Raw genomic sequence first — 16,541 nt, 5'->3', positions numbered from 1 at the left:
CGCATCAGGCAGCGCATTCCTCGGTAGTATTGATATTGCCATCGGCGTCGAGTGTTTCAAGCCTGACGTCAAATCCCCACAAACGTCGCAAATGCTTCAACACCTCGGCACTGTTTTCCGCCAACGGCACGTTATTGTGCGGGACATGCCGCAGGGTAAGCATGCGATCACCCCGGGTATCAACATTGAAAACCTGGATATTAGGCTCATTCATACTCAGGTTGTACTGATCAGACAGTGCCTGGCGTATATGCTGGTACCCGGCATCGTTGTGAATCGAGATCACTTCGAGCTCGCTGCGTTCCTCGTCATCAAGTATCGAGAACAGCTTGAATTCACGGATCAGTCGTGGTGACAGGAATTGCGAGATAAAGCTTTCATCCTTGAAATTACGCATGGCGAAATCAAGCGTTTCCTGCCAGTTAGACCCGGCGATGTCGGCAAACCACTTTTTGTCCTCCTCGTCCGGATCGACACAGATTCGCTTGATATCGGTCATCATTGCGTAACCCAGCGCATAGGGGTTGATGCCGCTGAAATAGGGGCTATCGAATTCCGGCTGGGCGACAACGTTGGTATGACTTTGCAGGAATTCGAGTATAAATCCCTCGGTAACCTTGCCCCGGTCGTATAGCGCGTTCATTAAATGATAATGCCAGAAGCAGGCCCAGCCCTCGTTCATGACCTGGGTTTGCCGCTGCGGATAAAAATACTGGCCGATCTTGCGCACGATACGCACCACCTCGCGCTGCCAGGGCTCGAGCAGCGGGGCATTCTTTTCGATGAAATAAAGGATATTTTCCTGCGGTTCCGCCGGGAAATTCGGATGGGTGACATCCTCTTCCGCGGCCTCTTTTTGCGGTACGGTTTTTAGCCACAGGTCGTTGACCTGTGACTGCAGGTAGGCCTCACGTTCTTTCAGCCGCTCCTTTTCTTCACGCATCGATATCGGATAGGGACGCTTGTAACGGTCCACGCCATGATTTTGCAGCGCGTGGCAGGAATCGAGCAGATTTTCCACCTCTTCTATTCCGTAACGCTCTTCGCATTCGTTGATATAGCGCTTTGCAAAAACCAGGTAGTCAATAATTGCCTCGGCATCGGTCCATGCCCGGAACAGGTAGTTACCCTTGAAAAACGAATTATGTCCGAAACAGGCGTGTGCAATCACCAGTGCCTGCATCATCATGGTATTTTCTTCCATTAAATAGGCAATGCAGGGATTCGAATTAATCACGATCTCGTAAGCCAGCCCCATGTGGCCGCGCCGATACTGTTGTTCGTTGCGAATAAAATGCTTACCAAACGACCAGTGGCTGTAACCGATAGGCATGCCGATGCTGGCGTAGGCATCAAGCATCTGCTCGGCGGTAATCAACTCGATCTGGTTGGGGTAGGTATCGAGTTTGAATTCTTCAGCGATTGCGGCTATCTCGGCGTGATATTCCTCGATTAATTCGAAGGTCCACTCGGCGCCTGTCGAAATCGGTTCGCTCATTGCGTATGTTTCCTGAAAAACTCGCGGAATACCGGGTAGATATCTTCGTATTCACGAATATGCTGCATGGCAAAATTATCGTGGCTTTCCAACAGGTGGGTATAGTGGTCCCACAATCCCTGGTGGTCGCGCCGGGTTATTTCAACATAAGCGTAATAGCGTAACTGGGGTAACAGTTGTTTCGCCAGGATCTGTTCGCAAACCGGAGAATCATCATTCCAGTTATCGCCGTCAGACGCCTGGGCAGCATAAATATTCCAGTCGGTCGGCGGGTAACGCTGCGTGATAATATCACGGGTCAGTTCTAACGCGCTCGATACGATCGTGCCCCCGGTTTCGCGTGAATAGAAAAATTCTTCTTCGTCGACTTCCTTGGCCTGGGTGTGATGACGTATATACACCACGTCGACGTCGCGATAGCTGCGCGTCAGGAACAGGTAAAGCAGGATGTAGAAGCGCTTGGCGATATCCTTGGTTTCCTGGTCCATGGACCCCGACACGTCCATCAGGCAGAACATGACCGCCTGCGCAGTCGGTTCCGGACGCTGCACGAAATTATTGAAACGCAGGTCAAAGGTATCGATAAAGGGAATCTTTTGGATACGGCTGCGTAACGCCTCGATTTCCTCCTGCAGCGCAAGGCGTTTAATCTCGTCACCACCGACTTCCTGTTCCAGGGCCTGAAGTTCGTCTTCGAGTTCGTGCAGCTGTCGCCTGGGTTCGGCGCCCATGGCGACGCGCCTCGACAACGCCGAGCGCAGCGAACGCACAATATTGATGTTCGTCGGCACACCGTCGTTGGTGAAACCAGCGCGCACGGTCTTGCTCTTGGTCATCTTACGCAACTGGTTCTTTTTCAGGTTGGGCAACTCGAGATCGTCAAACAGCATGTCGAGATACTCATCCTTCGAGATTTCAAAAACAAACTCGTCCTCGCCTTCACCGCTATCACTCGCACGTCGACCCTTTCCCTGTCCCTGGTTGAGCGGGCGCTTGATCTTATCACCCGGTGCAAATTCCTTGTTGCCCGGGTAAACGCCCTCACGCACGCCACCCTTGTCATTGCGAAAAGTGGGTTCCGAGATATCACGGGTGGGGATCGACACGCTTTCGCCACTGTCGATGTTGGTGATCGAACGCTCGGAAATCTGCTCCGAGATCGCTTTTTTAATCTGCGTTTTGTACCGCCTTAAAAATCGCTGCCGATTTACCGTGCTCTTGTTCTTAGCATTCGGCCTTCTGTCGATGAGTTGCGCCATTTCGGTCTGCTCAGGACTGTCTCCTCCTATTTAAGAGGACTTCCGTACCCGCAGGTACCATTCGCACAACAGGCGTACCTGTTTCTCGGTATAGCCCTTCTCGACCATGCGCGAAACAAAATTAGCATGCTTCTTTTCGTCTTCCTCGGAAGCTTTTGCACTGAATGAAATGACCGGTAACAGTTCTTCGGTATTGGAGAACATTTTCTTTTCGATGACGGTACGCAGTTTTTCGTAACTCACCCATTCCGGGTTATTACCGTCGTTCTGGGCGCGGGCACGTAATACGAAATTGACCACCTCGTTGCGGAAATCCTTGGGATTGGAAATGCCCGCGGGCTTTTCAATTTTCTCCAGCTCCTCGTTGAGGGATGCCCGTCCAAAATTTTCGCCCGTTTCCGGATCCCGGTATTCCTGGTCCTGGATCCAGAAATCAGCATAGGTGACGTAGCGGTCGAAAATATTCTGTCCATACTCCGAGTAGGATTCGAGATAAGAGGTCTGGATTTCCTTGCCGATAAACTCGACGTAGTTGGGTACCAGAAAGGCCTTTATGTGCTCAAGATAGCGGTCATGCAGATCCTGTGGGAACTGCTCACGCTCGATCTGTTGTTCGAGCACGTAAAGCAGATGAACCGGGTTCGCGGCTACCTCGGTCTGGTCGAAATTAAAGACCCGCGACAGGATCTTGAATGCAAAACGCGTGGAAAGACCCCTCATACCCTCGTCGACACCGGCATAGTCACGGTATTCCTGGTAAGACTTCGCCTTTGGATCGGTATCCTTGAGACTTTCACCGTCATAGACGCGCATCTTCGAGTAAATACTCGAATTTTCGGGCACGACCAGGCGCGACAAAACACTGAATTGCGCGAGCATTTCGAGGGTACTCGGCGCGCACGGGGATTCTGCCAGCGAACTGTTGTGCAACAGCTTGTCGTAAATATGAATTTCTTCGGACACGCGCAGGCAATAAGGCACTTTGACGATATAAACCCGGTCGAGAAAGGCTTCGTTATTCTTGTTGTTCCGAAACGCCTGCCACTCGGATTCATTAGAGTGCGCCAGGATGGTACCTTCAAACGGCAACGCGGAAAGTCCCTCGGTGCCGTTGTAGTTACCTTCCTGGGTTGCGGTCAGCAATGGATGCAGTACCTTGATCGGGGCCTTGAACATTTCGACAAATTCCATCAAACCCTGATTGGCGCGACACAGCGCCCCCGAGTAACTGTAGGCATCGGCGTCATTTTGCGCGTAATGCTCGAGCATGCGGATATCGACTTTGCCGACCAGCGCCGAAATATCCTGGTTGTTCTCGTCACCTGGCTCGGTCTTGGCGATGGAGATCTGGTTCAGGATGGAAGGCTGAACCCTGACCACTTTGAACTGGGTAATATCACCGCCGAATTCATTGAGGCGCTTGACCGCCCAGGGTGACATGATTTTATTGAGGTAGCGTTTCGAGATTCCGAAATCCTGTTCCAGGATTTCGGAATCTTCATTGACATCAAACAATCCCAGCGGAGATTCGAATACGGGAGAATCCTTGATCGCGTAGATCGGCAGTTTCTCCATCAGAATCTTGAGGCGATCAGCAAGCGATGACTTGCCGCCGCCCACCGGGCCCAGCAGGTAAAGAATCTGTTTCTTTTCCTCCAGTCCCTGCGCGGCGTGCTTGAAGTAGGAAACGATTTGCTCGATTGCCTCCTCCATACCGTAGAATTCTGAAAATGCCGGGTAGCGTGCGATCAGTTTGTTGGAAAAGATGCGGCTTAGCCGCGTATCCTGCGAAGTATCCACCAGCTCGGGTTCACCGATTGCGGCAAGCATGCGTTCCGCTGCAGTTGCGTAAACCAGGGGGTCTTTTTTACACAGTTCGAGGTATTCCTGCAGCGTGTATTCTTCCTGCAGGTGTTGATCAAATCGTTGCCGATAACTTTCGAAAATACTCATTTGGGCTACCTGTTCCAAGTTCGGATCAGGACCGGCACCCCGCACATCGCTTTTATTGACCAGGCGCCGCCTGATGAAATTACACTGGATCGTCATTTGGCTATGCTTTACTAAGCATAGTAAAGTTTTAGACGAAGACCTGTGAATTTCGTTCGCAAAATTAATTTATTTAGACATAAACTAATTCACTAACGGGTCATCGCCAAAGTTGCGACATCAGCGCGATAATTGAAGCCAACTTTTTATCGATATGCAAGAACTTGACCAAGTTGGCGCACAAAATATGGCTAATAGTCTAACAAAAGGCCTGCTACCACTAATCAATCATCTATATGCTATGAAAATCAACTGCTTAGAGAATGGTAACTACCCTTTCGCTTTATTTTAGCCCGAGAAATCCTGCAACTTAAGCGCCTGTGGATAAAGTTCATTCTTTTTCTTTCCCGTCAATCGAGTGGCAATTTTTACCGCAATTTTAACAGAAACTTCCTCGAGCAGAACCTTTAACAATTCAATATCGTCCGTGTTCAGCTGGCGAGTTGCAGCATCGTCCGAATTATCGATCAGCACGACGAATTCGCCCTTGTTTAAAGCGCTGTCATCGTTTAGCCGTGCCAGCAGCTCGCCGGCCTTGCCGTGCATGAATTGTTCGTGAACCTTGGTGATTTCCTTGGCTATGACACACGGTTTTTCCGGAAATAGCTGGTCCAGTTGCCGCAACAGGCCCCTGATACGATGGCTCGACTCAAACAGGACCAGGGTGACGCGTAAATCTCGTAATGCCTCCAGTTGAACACCCCGTTGTTTGGTACGCGAGGATAAAAAGCCGCAAAAATAAAAGTTTTCAGTCGGCAGGCCGGCAGCGCTCAGGGCCGCTATCGCACTGTTGGCGCCCGGAATGGGTGAAACCCGGATACCCGCCTGCCGCGCTGCACGCACCAGTCGATACCCCGGATCCGAAATAAGGGGCGTTCCCGCATCCGATATCAATGCAACATCGCTCCCGGCCAGCAGCTTTTTAAGCAGCTCCCCGCTGCGCGATTTTTCATTGTGCTCGTGGCATGAAATCATGCGGGTCTTAATTCCGTGATGGTTCAGCAGGTGCCTGCTGTGGCGGGTATCCTCGGCAGCAATCACATCCACCGCGTTAAGCGTTGCGATCGCGCGCGAACTAATATCATCCAGATTTCCGATCGGGGTTGCGACAATATAGAGTACGCCGGTCATGCAAAAGAGTGTACACTATCCGCCTGTTACGAAAATCGCCTGACCTCCGTTTCTACTCGATTCACTAATGAGACCATCTCGTTCAATCCTGCTTCTACTGGCGTTAAGCCTGTGGCTCGCTGCCTGTCAAACAGGGCTGCGAACGGCCACGGATGGCACCGACCCAAGCTCACTTTACTTCGAATCGGCCGACTCGATTTTAACGCCAACCGAAGAAGACCTGATTCGGGCCTTCCAGTACGAGGTTGATAAACAATGGCTCGAGGCCGCGGTGCTGTATGACAAACTGGCGCAGTCCAGCATTCAGCCGGAACGCTCGACTTACCTGCTCAAGGTTGCGCTCATGTATTTCGAGGGGGGGTTTTACGATGAAATTGATCCTTATTTCGAAGGTCTGCGCGATCAGGACATCTTGCCACAGGACCTGAACTACCAGGCGACGATCCAGGCGGGCGGGTATCTCGGAGAAGGTAAGGTTTACCAGAGTTTACTGGCGCTGCCAGAGATCGAGGATCTTAGTGACTTCCGCTACAAGGCGCTCGCACTCCGGATTCGCTCGCGCGGAGTACTCGCGATCGGAAAACCACTGGAAAGTGCCATATTGCGAATGCAAATCGACAATTATTTGAACAGCTCGCAGGAAATAGAAGAAAATCATGATTTCGTCTGGGATGCACTAAAACGTATCTCCGAACCAGCAATGATTCGCACGCTCGCCGAGCCCCAAACCGACGAGCTGCGCGGATGGCTGGAACTGAATCTGATCGCACGTCGCTCGAATATGCTCCCGGAAAAGATGGAACCCTGGATCGATCAGTGGTACCAACTCTACGGTGATCACCCCGCAGCACCGAGATACGCGATTAACCTGCTTGAAGAAAGCAGACGGATTTACATTAATCCCACGCGTATTGCGCTACTGCTGCCTTTTTCCGGGCGCCTGGAAAAAGTTGCAGAAGCAATCCAGAATGGTTTTCTCTATGCTTATTACCAGAATCCCGAACAGGTCGCCGACATCGAGATTATCGATGCCAGCAACAATCCAGCAGAGTTCAACCTGCAGTATGAGCAGGCCATCCAGAATGGCGCTGATTTCATCGTCGGGCCTATCAACAAGGATTTGATAGACCTGCTGCAAAAACGCGAGAATCTCGAGGTCCCAACCCTGACCTTGAATTACGGCAATGATCAGGACGAGACCAGGCTCAATCTCTACCAGTTCGGGCTGCGCCCCGAAGACGAAGCAGTACAAATTGCAGACTACGCGCTTGCGCAAGGCAAACACCATGCGGCAGTACTGGTGCCCGATACGGAATGGGGTTATCGACTCCAGCGAGCATTCAGCAAACGCTTCGAATCACTGGGCGGACATGTTGTTGGCAGTACTATATATCCGGCGAAACAGAACGATTATTCGGCGTCGATTAAAAGCCTGCTCAACCTGACCACTAGCAGCCAGCGCAAGAGCATTTTGCAACAGGTGATCAAGGAACAGGTTAAATTCGATGAGCGCCGTCGACAGGATGTCGACATGATTTTCATCGCTGCCAACACGAGACAGGCCCGACTGATCAAGCCGCAGCTCAAATTTCATCGTGCGCAGGATTTACCGGTTTACTCGACCTCGCATATTTCTTCGAGTAGCGGCAACCCGGATGATGATCGTGATCTTGACGAGATCTTTTTCGTCGACATTCCGTGGATGCTCGATAACCAGGATAATTCGGACTACAAGCAAATCAGCCGCCTGTGGCCCGATGAAAGCCAACGCTTCAGCCGCCTGTTTGCGCTCGGTATCGACGCCTATCGCATGATTCCGTCGCTGCGTCGACTGATGATCAACCCCGAGGAATCACTGCCGCATAACACTGGCACCCTCTCGGTCGATAACAAGGGTTGGGTGAAGCGGTCACTGATGATGGCAACCTATGAAAAAGGCCGCGCCAAGCTGCTCGAACCTCCCGATACCCTGGAGCTCTCTCCCGAACTACCTCTCCCTGATTGAATGAACTCCAACCTTCGCAAGGGATTGCAATACGAAGATCTGGCCAGGGATTACCTGATCGAACAGGGTCTTGGGTTACTACAATCCAATTACCGCTGTCGCTTTGGCGAAATAGATTTGATCATGCATGATGGTGACGTCATTTGTTTCGTCGAGGTGAAGTTTCGCAGATCACTTGCGTTTGGCGGCGCTGCTGTGGCATTACCCCAGGGCAAGCAACGCAAAATTATCAAATCCGCCCGGCTCTACATCGCGACAAACACGCGTTTAGGTAATCGGGCGCTGCGCTTTGACGCGTTCCTGATTCAGCGCCAGCCCAATGGCGCTAACGAATTTAACTGGATCAGAAACGCCTTCTATGCCGAATAACCAGATGATTCGGTTACCAACGCGAGATACCGGAACTCGCGGTTACCGATCGAAGCTAGAGGGGGTTCCTCGGTTGCCTTTGATCGTCGATGACGTCTTACGGCGTTATTTGATGACTTTGAGGGTTGGGCCTTTGGATTTAGCGCGGTCCGACGTTTCGGCGTCGCCGGACTGGGCAGCGTCGTCGTCGGATTCTTCGGCCGGGAACATCATGCCCTCACCATTTTCACGTGCATAGATTGCCAGCAGAGATGAGATCGGGCAGTAGATATTTTCGGCAACCCCGTTGAAACGCGCCGAAAAAGAGACATGTTCATTTGTCATTTCGAGATCCTGTATCGCGGCCGGAGCGAGATTCAACACGACCTTGCCATCATTGGAGATTCCAGGTGGTATTAACACCTGGTCATTACTGGTACTCACCAGGATGTACGGGGTGGTGTCGTTGTCCAGGATCCATTCGTACAGAGCCCGTACCAGGTAAGGTTTGCTCGAGGTCACCGGGCACCTTCACGCTTCGAACATTTTAGATCTACCCACATGAATACCCGGTATCCTAGGCAACCATATCCCGTTCCTGCTCGGACAGACTGGCCTGGAACGACGGTCGAGAGAAAACGCGTTTCATGTAGTTTGTTATCTGCCTGCTAGTCTTTGGCAACTCGATTCCGTAATGGGGCAATCGCCAGAGTATCGGGGCAATACTGCAGTCCAGCAGGCTAAACTCCGTAGACAGAAAATATGGCATTGCACCAAACACATCGTTCGAATTAATCAGGCTTTCGGTTAGCGCTTTTTTTGCCTGGGTTTTTCTCCTTTCGGTGCCACGTTCGATATCTCCCAACAAGCTGAACCAGTCACTTTCGATACGAAACAGGGCCAGTCGGCTCTTGGCTCGAGATACCGGGTCAACCGGCATCAGCGGAGGATGCGGAAAACGTTCGTCCAGATATTCGATCAATACCCGCGCGTTATACAAAACAAGGTCTCGATCGACCATGGTTGGGACTGTTGCGTACGGATTCAAGTCGAGCAGATCTTCCGGTAGATGGTTGGTATCTACATCATGGATTTCAACCGTAATGTCTTTTTCCGCGAGCACTATGCGTGCCCGGTGACACTCGGGATCGGTCGGAGAAGAAAAGCAACTCATCACCGAACGGCGATTTGCCACTACTGACATAATAATAATTTCCTGGTCAATGAACGTCCTTCCAGTATTCTCTCTTGAGGAAATAAGCCAGAATCAGGAAGACGAATAGAAAAATGAGGACACCGGTACCAACGTTCTTGCGTGTCTGCTTATAGGGCTCCGCGAGATAGTCAAGAAATGCCACCAGGTCGTAAATGGTCTGGTCATACTCGGATTCCGTCATCAAACCTGGTTTGATAATTTCGAAATCGACAATGACCTCGCTCTCGTTACCGTGGGAGTCTATCACGGTTTTGTATTTTGGTTGCTGAAGTCCCTGTAATTCAGCCAGTACGTGGGGCATACCTACATTCTTGAAGACACCGTTGTTGACCCCCAGCCCGACACGGGTGTCATCGATATAAAAACCCCGCAGGTAATTGTAAAGCCAGTTGACGCCGCGCGAACGAGCGACCAGCGAAAGATCGGGCGGCACGGTTCCAAATGCCTGTTCCGCGTAATCGGGCGTCATGGTCGTCTTCATCAATTCACCGACCTTGGTTTTGTTACCATTGAGATCCGTGGTAAAAATCAGGTTTTCACGCACCAGATTGTCCGGAATCCCCAGATCTGCGCCGACGCGGTTGAATCGCGAGTAAGACGCCGAATGACAACTGAGACAATAGTTGACAAAGGTACGAGCACCGCGCTGCATCGCGGCCTTGTCACTCCAGTCAATCTCAATCTTATCGTGCGGAAAGGTATGACCGTTAACGGCAGCATGAACCATCGCCGGGAATAGCAGAACCGCAATAACGATTAACATCTTGTTCATTATCGCACCCTCTCCGGAACCGGCTTGGTGACCTCATACTTGCTGATCCACCACAAGCCCAGGAAGAATCCGAAATAACCGAGGCTGAATATCCGCGCAAACATGGTCCGGGTCTCGGTTGCGGGTAGCGCCCCCAGGTATCCCAGCCCGATGAAGCTGATCACGAGCATCACCAGCAACATCTTGAAAGTTGTAGAGCGATAACGCACCGACCTGACCTTGCCCCGGTCAATCCAGGGTAATACAAACAGCACTGCAATTGACGCAAACATCGCGATAACACCGGTGAGCTTGTCTGGGATTGCACGCAAAATCGCGTAAAACGGCGTGAAGTACCAGACCGGCGCGATGTGCTCGGGTGTTTTAAACTGGTTGGCCGGCACAAAATTGGCGTGTTCCAGGAAATAGCCGCCCATTTCGGGCATGAAAAACACCACGATGCTGAATAAAATCAAAAATACCACGACGCCGACAAGATCCTTGACCGAGTAATAGGGGTGAAAAGGGATGCCGTCGAGCGGAATGCCGTTTGCATCCTTGTTCTTCTTGATTTCGATGCCATCCGGGTTGTTCGAGCCGACTTCATGCAGCGCGATGATATGCATAACCACCAGCAACAGCAGTACGATAGGGACTGCCACCACGTGCAACGCGAAGAAACGATTCAGGGTCGCATCTGAAACCACGAAATCGCCGCGAATCCACAAGGTCAATTCATCCCCCACCACCGGAATCGCACCAAACAGCGAAATGATGACCTGTGCACCCCAGTAAGACATTTGACCCCAGGGCAACAGGTAGCCCATGAAAGCCTCGGCCATCAGGGCGAGGAAGATGAACATGCCGAACAGCCAGATCAGCTCACGCGGTTTTTGGTAAGAACCATATATCAGCGCACGGAACATGTGCAGGTAAACCACGATAAAAAATGCCGAGGACCCGGTTGAGTGTATGTAGCGAATTAGCCAGCCCCAGTCGACATCACGCATGATATATTCGACCGAGCTGAACGCCATGTCGCCATCCGGCTTATAATGCATGGTCAGGAAAATTCCGGTCACTATCTGAATAACCAGCACCAGTAGCGCCAGCGAGCCGAAAAAGTACCAGAAGTTGAAGTTTTTAGGAGCGTAATACTTTGACAGATGCTCTTCGAACATCTTCGTCAAGGGGAAACGCGCATCGATCCAGCCGAGGAACCCGCCGCTGTTTTTATTTTCACTCATTATGCTACCCCATCCTCGCCGATAAGAATCACGTCGTCGCTGACGAAGTAATGTGGTGGAACGGGCAGGTTTGTTGGTGCCGGTACGCCCTGGTAAACCCGTCCGGCAAAATCAAACTTTGATCCATGGCAGGGACAGAAGAAACCACCCTCGAAATCCGAAGTGATTTCGGGCACGTAGGTCGGCGAACAACCCAGATGCGTGCAAATACCCTCGATAATCAAAAATTCAGGTTTACGAGAGCGATGCTCATTTTTAGCGTATTCCGGTTGTATACTTTCATCGGATTCGACATCGCGCAGCTGGTCTGCAACATTCGCCAACGTCGCCAATGCTTTCTCGTCCCGGCGCACTACCCACACCGGCTTGCCGCGCCATTTAACGATAATCTGCTGACCGGGTTCGAGTTTGCCGATATTTGCCTCCACCGGCGCGCCAGCAGTTTTGGCCCGTGCACTCGGGCTCCAGCTCGACAGAAAGGGTACCGCCACGGCCACGGTACCGACGGCGCCAACGACAACCGTCGCCGCAGTCAGAAAGCGCCTGCGATTATTATCTAAACCATCTGAAGACATTCGAATTCTTCCTCGATTGAGTATTGAAGTTCCGGCACAATCGACCCTCGGCCCGGGCACAAAAAACGGTCGTTAGGATAGCTTACTTTCACTTTTGCGTCGAGAGCGTTTAAGGCCTAAATGGATCCGTTGGTGCAGATTTCAATCACTTTCCCGGCAAGGCTTCAGACTGGGTTCGGAATATCGATAAATTGCTGTTCGATACCGAACCGTTCGGCAATGACTTTCGCCAGTGCCTGCACTCCGTAGCGCTCGGTCGCATGATGTCCTGCCGCAACATAGTGAATGCCCATTTCCCGGGCCAGGTGAAAGGTTGGTTCCGATACTTCGCCGCTGACAAAAGCATCGACACCACGTTCGGCCGCGGCTTCGATAAAGCCCTGCGCTGCACCGGTACACCAGGCAATCCGCTTTATCGCGTGATCGCCGGCACTGATTGCAAGCGCGCGGGTATCGATACCCGTTTCAATTTGCTGCGCGAATTGATCCAGGGTCTGTTGGATGCGTAAACTACCTTCGAATACCAGGCCCTGCTCGCCAAAACTGCCCGTTACCTCCCAGTCCAGGACCCGGGCAAGTTGCACGTTGTTGCCAACCTCGGGATGGACATCCAGCGGCAGGTGAAATGCCAGCATGTTGATGCCGTTTTTTATCAGGCTGCTGATACGTCTGCCCTTGTAGCCGCTGATAGCCTGCGATTCTCCCTTCCAGAAATAACCGTGGTGCACAATCAGGGTGTCGGCATCCTGCTTAATCGCGGCATCAATCAGGGCCTGGCTCGCGGTCACGCCACAAACTATTTTATTGACTTCGACCGTTGCCTCGACCTGCAATCCGTTTGGGCAATAGTCGTCAAATTCACTGACGCCCAGGTACTCATCGCAGAACTCACAGAGTCGTTTTAGTTGCATGGCGCCGGATCCTGTATTCAAGATCGCTATGATACTATCGCAGGATGAAACTAATCAAAGCCGTCGGCTTCTTATTTCAATTCGGATTAATCGGACTGGCACTTGCGACCATCTACCTGATTACCGTAAGTGACAAGGATAAAGACGAAATCCTGGCATTCCTGTCATCGTCACAGGAGCAGGTACAGCCACTACCAGGTAACGGTAAAGGGGTGTTTTCCTACGCGGATGCAGTCGCATCTTCGAGCGCTTCGGTAGTCACGATTTATACAATGAAAACGGTTACCGAAAAACCGCATCCATTGCTCGAGGATCCGATATTCAGCCAGTTCTTTAGCGATCAACTAAAACGGCGCCAACGCAGCCGCAGTGAAACCAACCTGGGTTCTGGCGTCATCATTGGTGCCGACGGCTACATTCTCACTAATCAGCACGTTATTGACGGTGCCGATGAAATCCTGATTTCCCTGGCCGACGGACGCGGCAGCCAGGCCGTTCTGATCGGCGAGGACCGGGAGACCGACATCGCCATTTTACAGATCCCGATCACCGACCTGGCCGGGATCAAGATCGCAGACGAACGAGCCATCCGCGTCGGCGATGTCGTGCTGGCGATTGGAAATCCGCTCAACGTCGGTCAGACTGTGACCATGGGTATCGTCAGCGCGACCGGGCGTAATCGCATCGGGCTCAATACCTTCGAGAACTTTATCCAGACCGATGCTGCAATTAATCCCGGCAATTCGGGGGGTGCGCTGATCAACGCGCGCGGCGAGCTGATCGGCATCAATACGGCAATTTTCAGTCAGTCCGTCGGTGCACAGGGTATCGGCTTCGCAATACCCATATCGCTGGCGCTCGACATCATGCGACAAATCATCAAGTTCGGAAAAGTGACGCGCGGCTGGCTCGGGGTTGAAGGCACCGAAGTAACCACCAGTGCGGCGATGGCCACCGGCGACCCGGACATCAAGGGCGCATTAATCGTCGGCGTATTTATCAATAGCCCCGCCGACATGGCCGGCATCAGGGCCGGCGATATAGTAGTTGAAGTCGAGGGCAAACCGGTGCTCGGGATCCGCGATTTGCTTAACCAGATAACGCCGTACCAACCCGGCGAGCAGATAAAAGTCACAATCTATCGTGGCCCGGAAAAATTAAACCTCGACATGAAGGTCATCCAACGCCCGCAACTGTAATCCGGACTATTCGAATTCAACTTTGTCGGCGACACCATCGGCGGGAATATCGTCTTCGATTTCTACTTCAGGATCGACTGCCGCAGCGAGCGCAGTAAAAAATTCTGCCGCGTTCGCGTAGCCTTCGAATTCCGTGCCGGTTATCGGGGTTGTATCCACTGGAAAAATGATACCCAGGACCGTGATCGAAGCTGATGTGCCTATCGGGATCCAACCGTCAACCGCACCCTGGAGCTTATAATCATCATCATCGATTCTTTTGATCGTACTCGCGACGACTTCATCATTGACCATCTCTTTACCTTCGAGCTTGACGAAATCAACAAGGGGAGTAAGGCCACTAAGCTCTAAATCCTCAAGTGGCATAGCTCCCTTCTCGTCTTCGAAGATAGTCTGGGTGTCGACAAGGACCGTTACCGTTCCGAGCCCACCAAAGTAGCTAACCTCAAAACTGTTATTTGCCAGATTAACAGAACTCACAAAAGCCTCGAGTTTAGCCTCGCCTTCCCGGACTTCGACTTCCTCGGCGATTAAAACACCGGCGACGATGTCGCCCTCGACTTCAACTTCCAGACCATCGCCAAGCATCGCACCGGTGGGCTCGATTTGCGCACCGCTGAAGTCGATCATCTGACCATCGATTTCAAAGGTTTGGGGACCTCCCATAAAGTTACTAATGATTCCCTGCAGGCTTACATCGTCAACATCATCGCCGAAGCCCTCTTCCTCTTCCTCAATTTCCTCGGCGTGTACAAATACGGATGGATTATCGAAGTAAATTCCCTCGACTTCGACAAAAAGACCATCTACCAGACTGCCGGTAACTTCGATTTGGGTGTTCATGTCGAAAGTAATCTGCACGCCATCGAGCATGAAATTCTGGTTCATCGCCGAGAACTGACTGACGGTGCCGCGCAATTCGACCTCGCTTGCTCCTGGATTCAGATCATCGGTCTTCTCGACATAAGTTGCTGTGATTTCGGTCGGTGAAACGCGAAATCCGCTGACTTCAATTACATCATTGACAGCAATCGTAGCAAAGCCGTAATTGGGATCGGGAGTAACGGACCTGTCTTTAAACAATGTACTTGTATCATCGAGGGTAATGGTCTGGCCGAATACTGTGATGGTTTTTAAATTCGCGTCCATCGGATCAGGCGTGACACTCGTGACAGGCCCTTCGACTTCGTCGTCGTAAAAGACTTCGAGCGCATTACCGGTGAACAGACCGTTATTGGTCTCGGCCTTGACAATTACCACCATACCAATAGACAGATCATTTTCGCTTGCGGATGAATTGCCATCGACGATGAACTGGCTCTGATTAGTATTGAAAATGTTGCCGTTGACATAAACACTGCCGAAATCGGTTATCTTACCGACTGCAATGCCGGTGCCGCCGATGCCGGCGCTTGTGTCCGAGCCGCCACTGCTGCCACCGCAGCCGTTCAGCATAAGGCTGCCCGCTAACAGGCAAATTAGTGTGGCCGCTTTAACGGGATTCCATTGGCTATTAATCATTTTTCAACGTCCCGATCTTCATCTTTCGACTCGTGGTAAAACACGCTGACACTGACTTCGGCGCTCGAGTCATCTTCAGTTTCATGCTGAGACAGGTATAAATCGATTTCCTCGAGGAAGGCCTGTCCTTTGCGTCTTAAAAATTGCTTGATTTCCGGTATCGATTCTGGCGCCACCTTTGGATTCGAAGCCTTGCGCTGAAAACGCAGCGCCTCTTCCGGGGCGGTTAGATTGAAATCGATGGTGTCCACCAGCTGGCTCGCATCGGTGCCGAGAATCGCCAGTTTTTCGACCGGATCATCCGACGGCAGGTAGGCATGGCTGAGCAAGCGCACCTTGTTATCGTCGGTAAACTTGATATTGGCCGAATTGAGTAAAACCTTTTGCATCGCCGCTACCGGCATATCGCCACTATAGAGCTTGACCAGTTCGCTAAACGAATTCTCGCCTTCGTGCTCCAGGTCGCGCGGATTACCATCCTTGCGTAAAAAGCGAGGATCGTTAATCCAGCCTCCCAGCACTCGCACCACCCGATTGTATTGCTTGTCGTCACCCGGGGATTGCCCCAGATCAAGTTCAGATAGTTTCTTGACTTCCTTGCGATTTAATCCGGTCAGGATCGCCACGTTTGACACGGTCTGTTTCTTGCCGCTGGGCGTAAAATCACGATAGGCAACGTCAACAAAGGCCTTGCGTGCAATCTGGTCGAACTCTCCGTAAGCCATGCCGTTGCGTAACAGTGTGCGTACCAGAGCCATCAGAATTTTTCTCAGTGTATTGCGCAGTATTTCTTGCATATCTTCAAATCGACGAAACCCGTGTGCTGCAATT

Annotated in this window: 15 protein-coding genes; 3 read left to right on the top strand and 12 right to left on the bottom strand. The window is 51.6% G+C overall.

All coding sequences use genetic code 11. From position 1 onward, the window contains the following. Positions 1-4: 4 nt before the first annotated feature. The 4 genes from OES20_03260 to rsmI form a co-directional block, all read right to left on the bottom strand. On the bottom strand, positions 5-1,498 hold the full coding sequence (locus OES20_03260; protein MDH3633701.1) for a SpoVR family protein: 1,494 nt from the start codon (positions 1,496-1,498) through the stop codon (positions 5-7). Beyond that, entirely contained in the window at positions 1,495-2,757 is a 1,263-nt protein-coding gene (locus OES20_03255) for a YeaH/YhbH family protein (protein MDH3633700.1), read from the bottom strand. The genes OES20_03260 and OES20_03255 overlap by 4 nt, the downstream gene beginning before the upstream one ends. 30 nt (positions 2,758-2,787) lie before the next feature. Next, a complete protein-coding gene (locus OES20_03250) occupies positions 2,788-4,710 on the bottom strand; it encodes a PrkA family serine protein kinase (GenBank protein MDH3633699.1) in 1,923 nt (640 codons plus the stop codon). Between the two features lie 384 nt (positions 4,711-5,094). Next, a complete protein-coding gene (gene rsmI / locus OES20_03245; protein ID MDH3633698.1) occupies positions 5,095-5,937 on the bottom strand; it encodes a 16S rRNA (cytidine(1402)-2'-O)-methyltransferase in 843 nt (280 codons plus the stop codon). Positions 5,938-6,004: 67 nt separating this feature from the next. On the opposite strand from rsmI, the gene OES20_03240 reads away from it, so the two are divergent. Both OES20_03240 and OES20_03235 read left to right on the top strand, forming a co-directional pair. Next, complete coding sequence (locus OES20_03240) at positions 6,005-7,942, top strand: penicillin-binding protein activator (protein ID MDH3633697.1); 1,938 nt, start codon at positions 6,005-6,007, stop codon at positions 7,940-7,942. Further along, a complete protein-coding gene (locus OES20_03235; GenBank protein ID MDH3633696.1) occupies positions 7,943-8,311 on the top strand; it encodes a YraN family protein in 369 nt (122 codons plus the stop codon). A 105-nt stretch (positions 8,312-8,416) separates the two neighbouring features. Here OES20_03235 and OES20_03230 read toward each other — a convergent pair whose 3' ends face one another. The 6 genes from OES20_03230 to OES20_03205 all read right to left on the bottom strand — a co-directional run bounded on the left by OES20_03230 (position 8,417) and on the right by OES20_03205 (position 12,990). Next, a complete protein-coding gene (locus OES20_03230) occupies positions 8,417-8,812 on the bottom strand; it encodes a ClpXP protease specificity-enhancing factor (protein MDH3633695.1) in 396 nt (131 codons plus the stop codon). Positions 8,813-8,867: 55 nt separating this feature from the next. After that, positions 8,868-9,494, bottom strand: a complete 627-nt coding sequence (locus tag OES20_03225; GenBank protein ID MDH3633694.1) for a glutathione S-transferase N-terminal domain-containing protein — start codon at positions 9,492-9,494, stop codon at positions 8,868-8,870. Positions 9,495-9,510: 16 nt separating this feature from the next. Further along, on the bottom strand, positions 9,511-10,278 hold the full coding sequence (locus OES20_03220) for a cytochrome c1 (protein ID MDH3633693.1): 768 nt from the start codon (positions 10,276-10,278) through the stop codon (positions 9,511-9,513). Then, entirely contained in the window at positions 10,278-11,504 is a 1,227-nt protein-coding gene (locus tag OES20_03215) for a cytochrome b N-terminal domain-containing protein (GenBank protein ID MDH3633692.1), read from the bottom strand. The genes OES20_03220 and OES20_03215 overlap by 1 nt, the downstream gene beginning before the upstream one ends. Then, complete coding sequence (gene petA, locus OES20_03210) at positions 11,504-12,079, bottom strand: ubiquinol-cytochrome c reductase iron-sulfur subunit (GenBank protein ID MDH3633691.1); 576 nt, start codon at positions 12,077-12,079, stop codon at positions 11,504-11,506. The genes OES20_03215 and petA overlap by 1 nt, the downstream gene beginning before the upstream one ends. Positions 12,080-12,243: 164 nt before the next feature. Beyond that, positions 12,244-12,990 (bottom strand): Nif3-like dinuclear metal center hexameric protein, encoded by a 747-nt coding sequence (locus OES20_03205; protein MDH3633690.1) that lies wholly within the window; start codon positions 12,988-12,990, stop codon positions 12,244-12,246. 44 nt (positions 12,991-13,034) lie between these two features. Here OES20_03205 and OES20_03200 point away from each other — a divergent pair, with 44 nt between their 5' ends. After that, positions 13,035-14,189, top strand: coding sequence for a trypsin-like peptidase domain-containing protein (locus tag OES20_03200; protein MDH3633689.1), 1,155 nt, complete (start codon positions 13,035-13,037; stop codon positions 14,187-14,189). Between the two features lie 6 nt (positions 14,190-14,195). On the opposite strand, the gene OES20_03195 is transcribed toward OES20_03200, so the two are convergent. Then, entirely contained in the window at positions 14,196-15,710 is a 1,515-nt protein-coding gene (locus OES20_03195; GenBank protein ID MDH3633688.1) for a DUF5666 domain-containing protein, read from the bottom strand. After that, positions 15,707-16,507: a DUF6502 family protein gene (locus tag OES20_03190; protein ID MDH3633687.1), complete on the bottom strand. Its 801-nt coding sequence runs from the start codon at positions 16,505-16,507 to the stop codon at positions 15,707-15,709. The genes OES20_03195 and OES20_03190 overlap by 4 nt, the downstream gene beginning before the upstream one ends. Between the last annotated feature and the right edge of the window lie 34 nt (positions 16,508-16,541).

Source organism: Gammaproteobacteria bacterium (assembly GCA_029862005.1).
Lineage (GTDB): Bacteria > Pseudomonadota > Gammaproteobacteria.
The sequence above is the reverse complement of the archived record's forward strand: the minus strand, read 5'-3'. Positions and strand labels throughout refer to the sequence as shown.

Coding starts and splice junctions, on each gene's coding strand:
- OES20_03235 (MDH3633696.1), top strand. CDS start 7,943: ATGAACTCCAACCTTCGCAAGGGATTGCAATACGAAGATCTGGCCAGG.
- OES20_03225 (MDH3633694.1), bottom strand. CDS start 9,494: ATGTCAGTAGTGGCAAATCGCCGTTCGGTGATGAGTTGCTTTTCTTCT.
- OES20_03255 (MDH3633700.1), bottom strand. CDS start 2,757: ATGGCGCAACTCATCGACAGAAGGCCGAATGCTAAGAACAAGAGCACG.
- OES20_03190 (MDH3633687.1), bottom strand. CDS start 16,507: ATGCAAGAAATACTGCGCAATACACTGAGAAAAATTCTGATGGCTCTG.
- petA (MDH3633691.1), bottom strand. CDS start 12,079: ATGTCTTCAGATGGTTTAGATAATAATCGCAGGCGCTTTCTGACTGCG.
- OES20_03220 (MDH3633693.1), bottom strand. CDS start 10,278: ATGAACAAGATGTTAATCGTTATTGCGGTTCTGCTATTCCCGGCGATG.
- OES20_03195 (MDH3633688.1), bottom strand. CDS start 15,710: ATGATTAATAGCCAATGGAATCCCGTTAAAGCGGCCACACTAATTTGC.
- OES20_03205 (MDH3633690.1), bottom strand. CDS start 12,990: ATGCAACTAAAACGACTCTGTGAGTTCTGCGATGAGTACCTGGGCGTC.
- OES20_03260 (MDH3633701.1), bottom strand. CDS start 1,498: ATGAGCGAACCGATTTCGACAGGCGCCGAGTGGACCTTCGAATTAATC.
- OES20_03240 (MDH3633697.1), top strand. CDS start 6,005: ATGAGACCATCTCGTTCAATCCTGCTTCTACTGGCGTTAAGCCTGTGG.
- rsmI (MDH3633698.1), bottom strand. CDS start 5,937: ATGACCGGCGTACTCTATATTGTCGCAACCCCGATCGGAAATCTGGAT.
- OES20_03200 (MDH3633689.1), top strand. CDS start 13,035: ATGAAACTAATCAAAGCCGTCGGCTTCTTATTTCAATTCGGATTAATC.
- OES20_03250 (MDH3633699.1), bottom strand. CDS start 4,710: ATGAGTATTTTCGAAAGTTATCGGCAACGATTTGATCAACACCTGCAG.
- OES20_03215 (MDH3633692.1), bottom strand. CDS start 11,504: ATGAGTGAAAATAAAAACAGCGGCGGGTTCCTCGGCTGGATCGATGCG.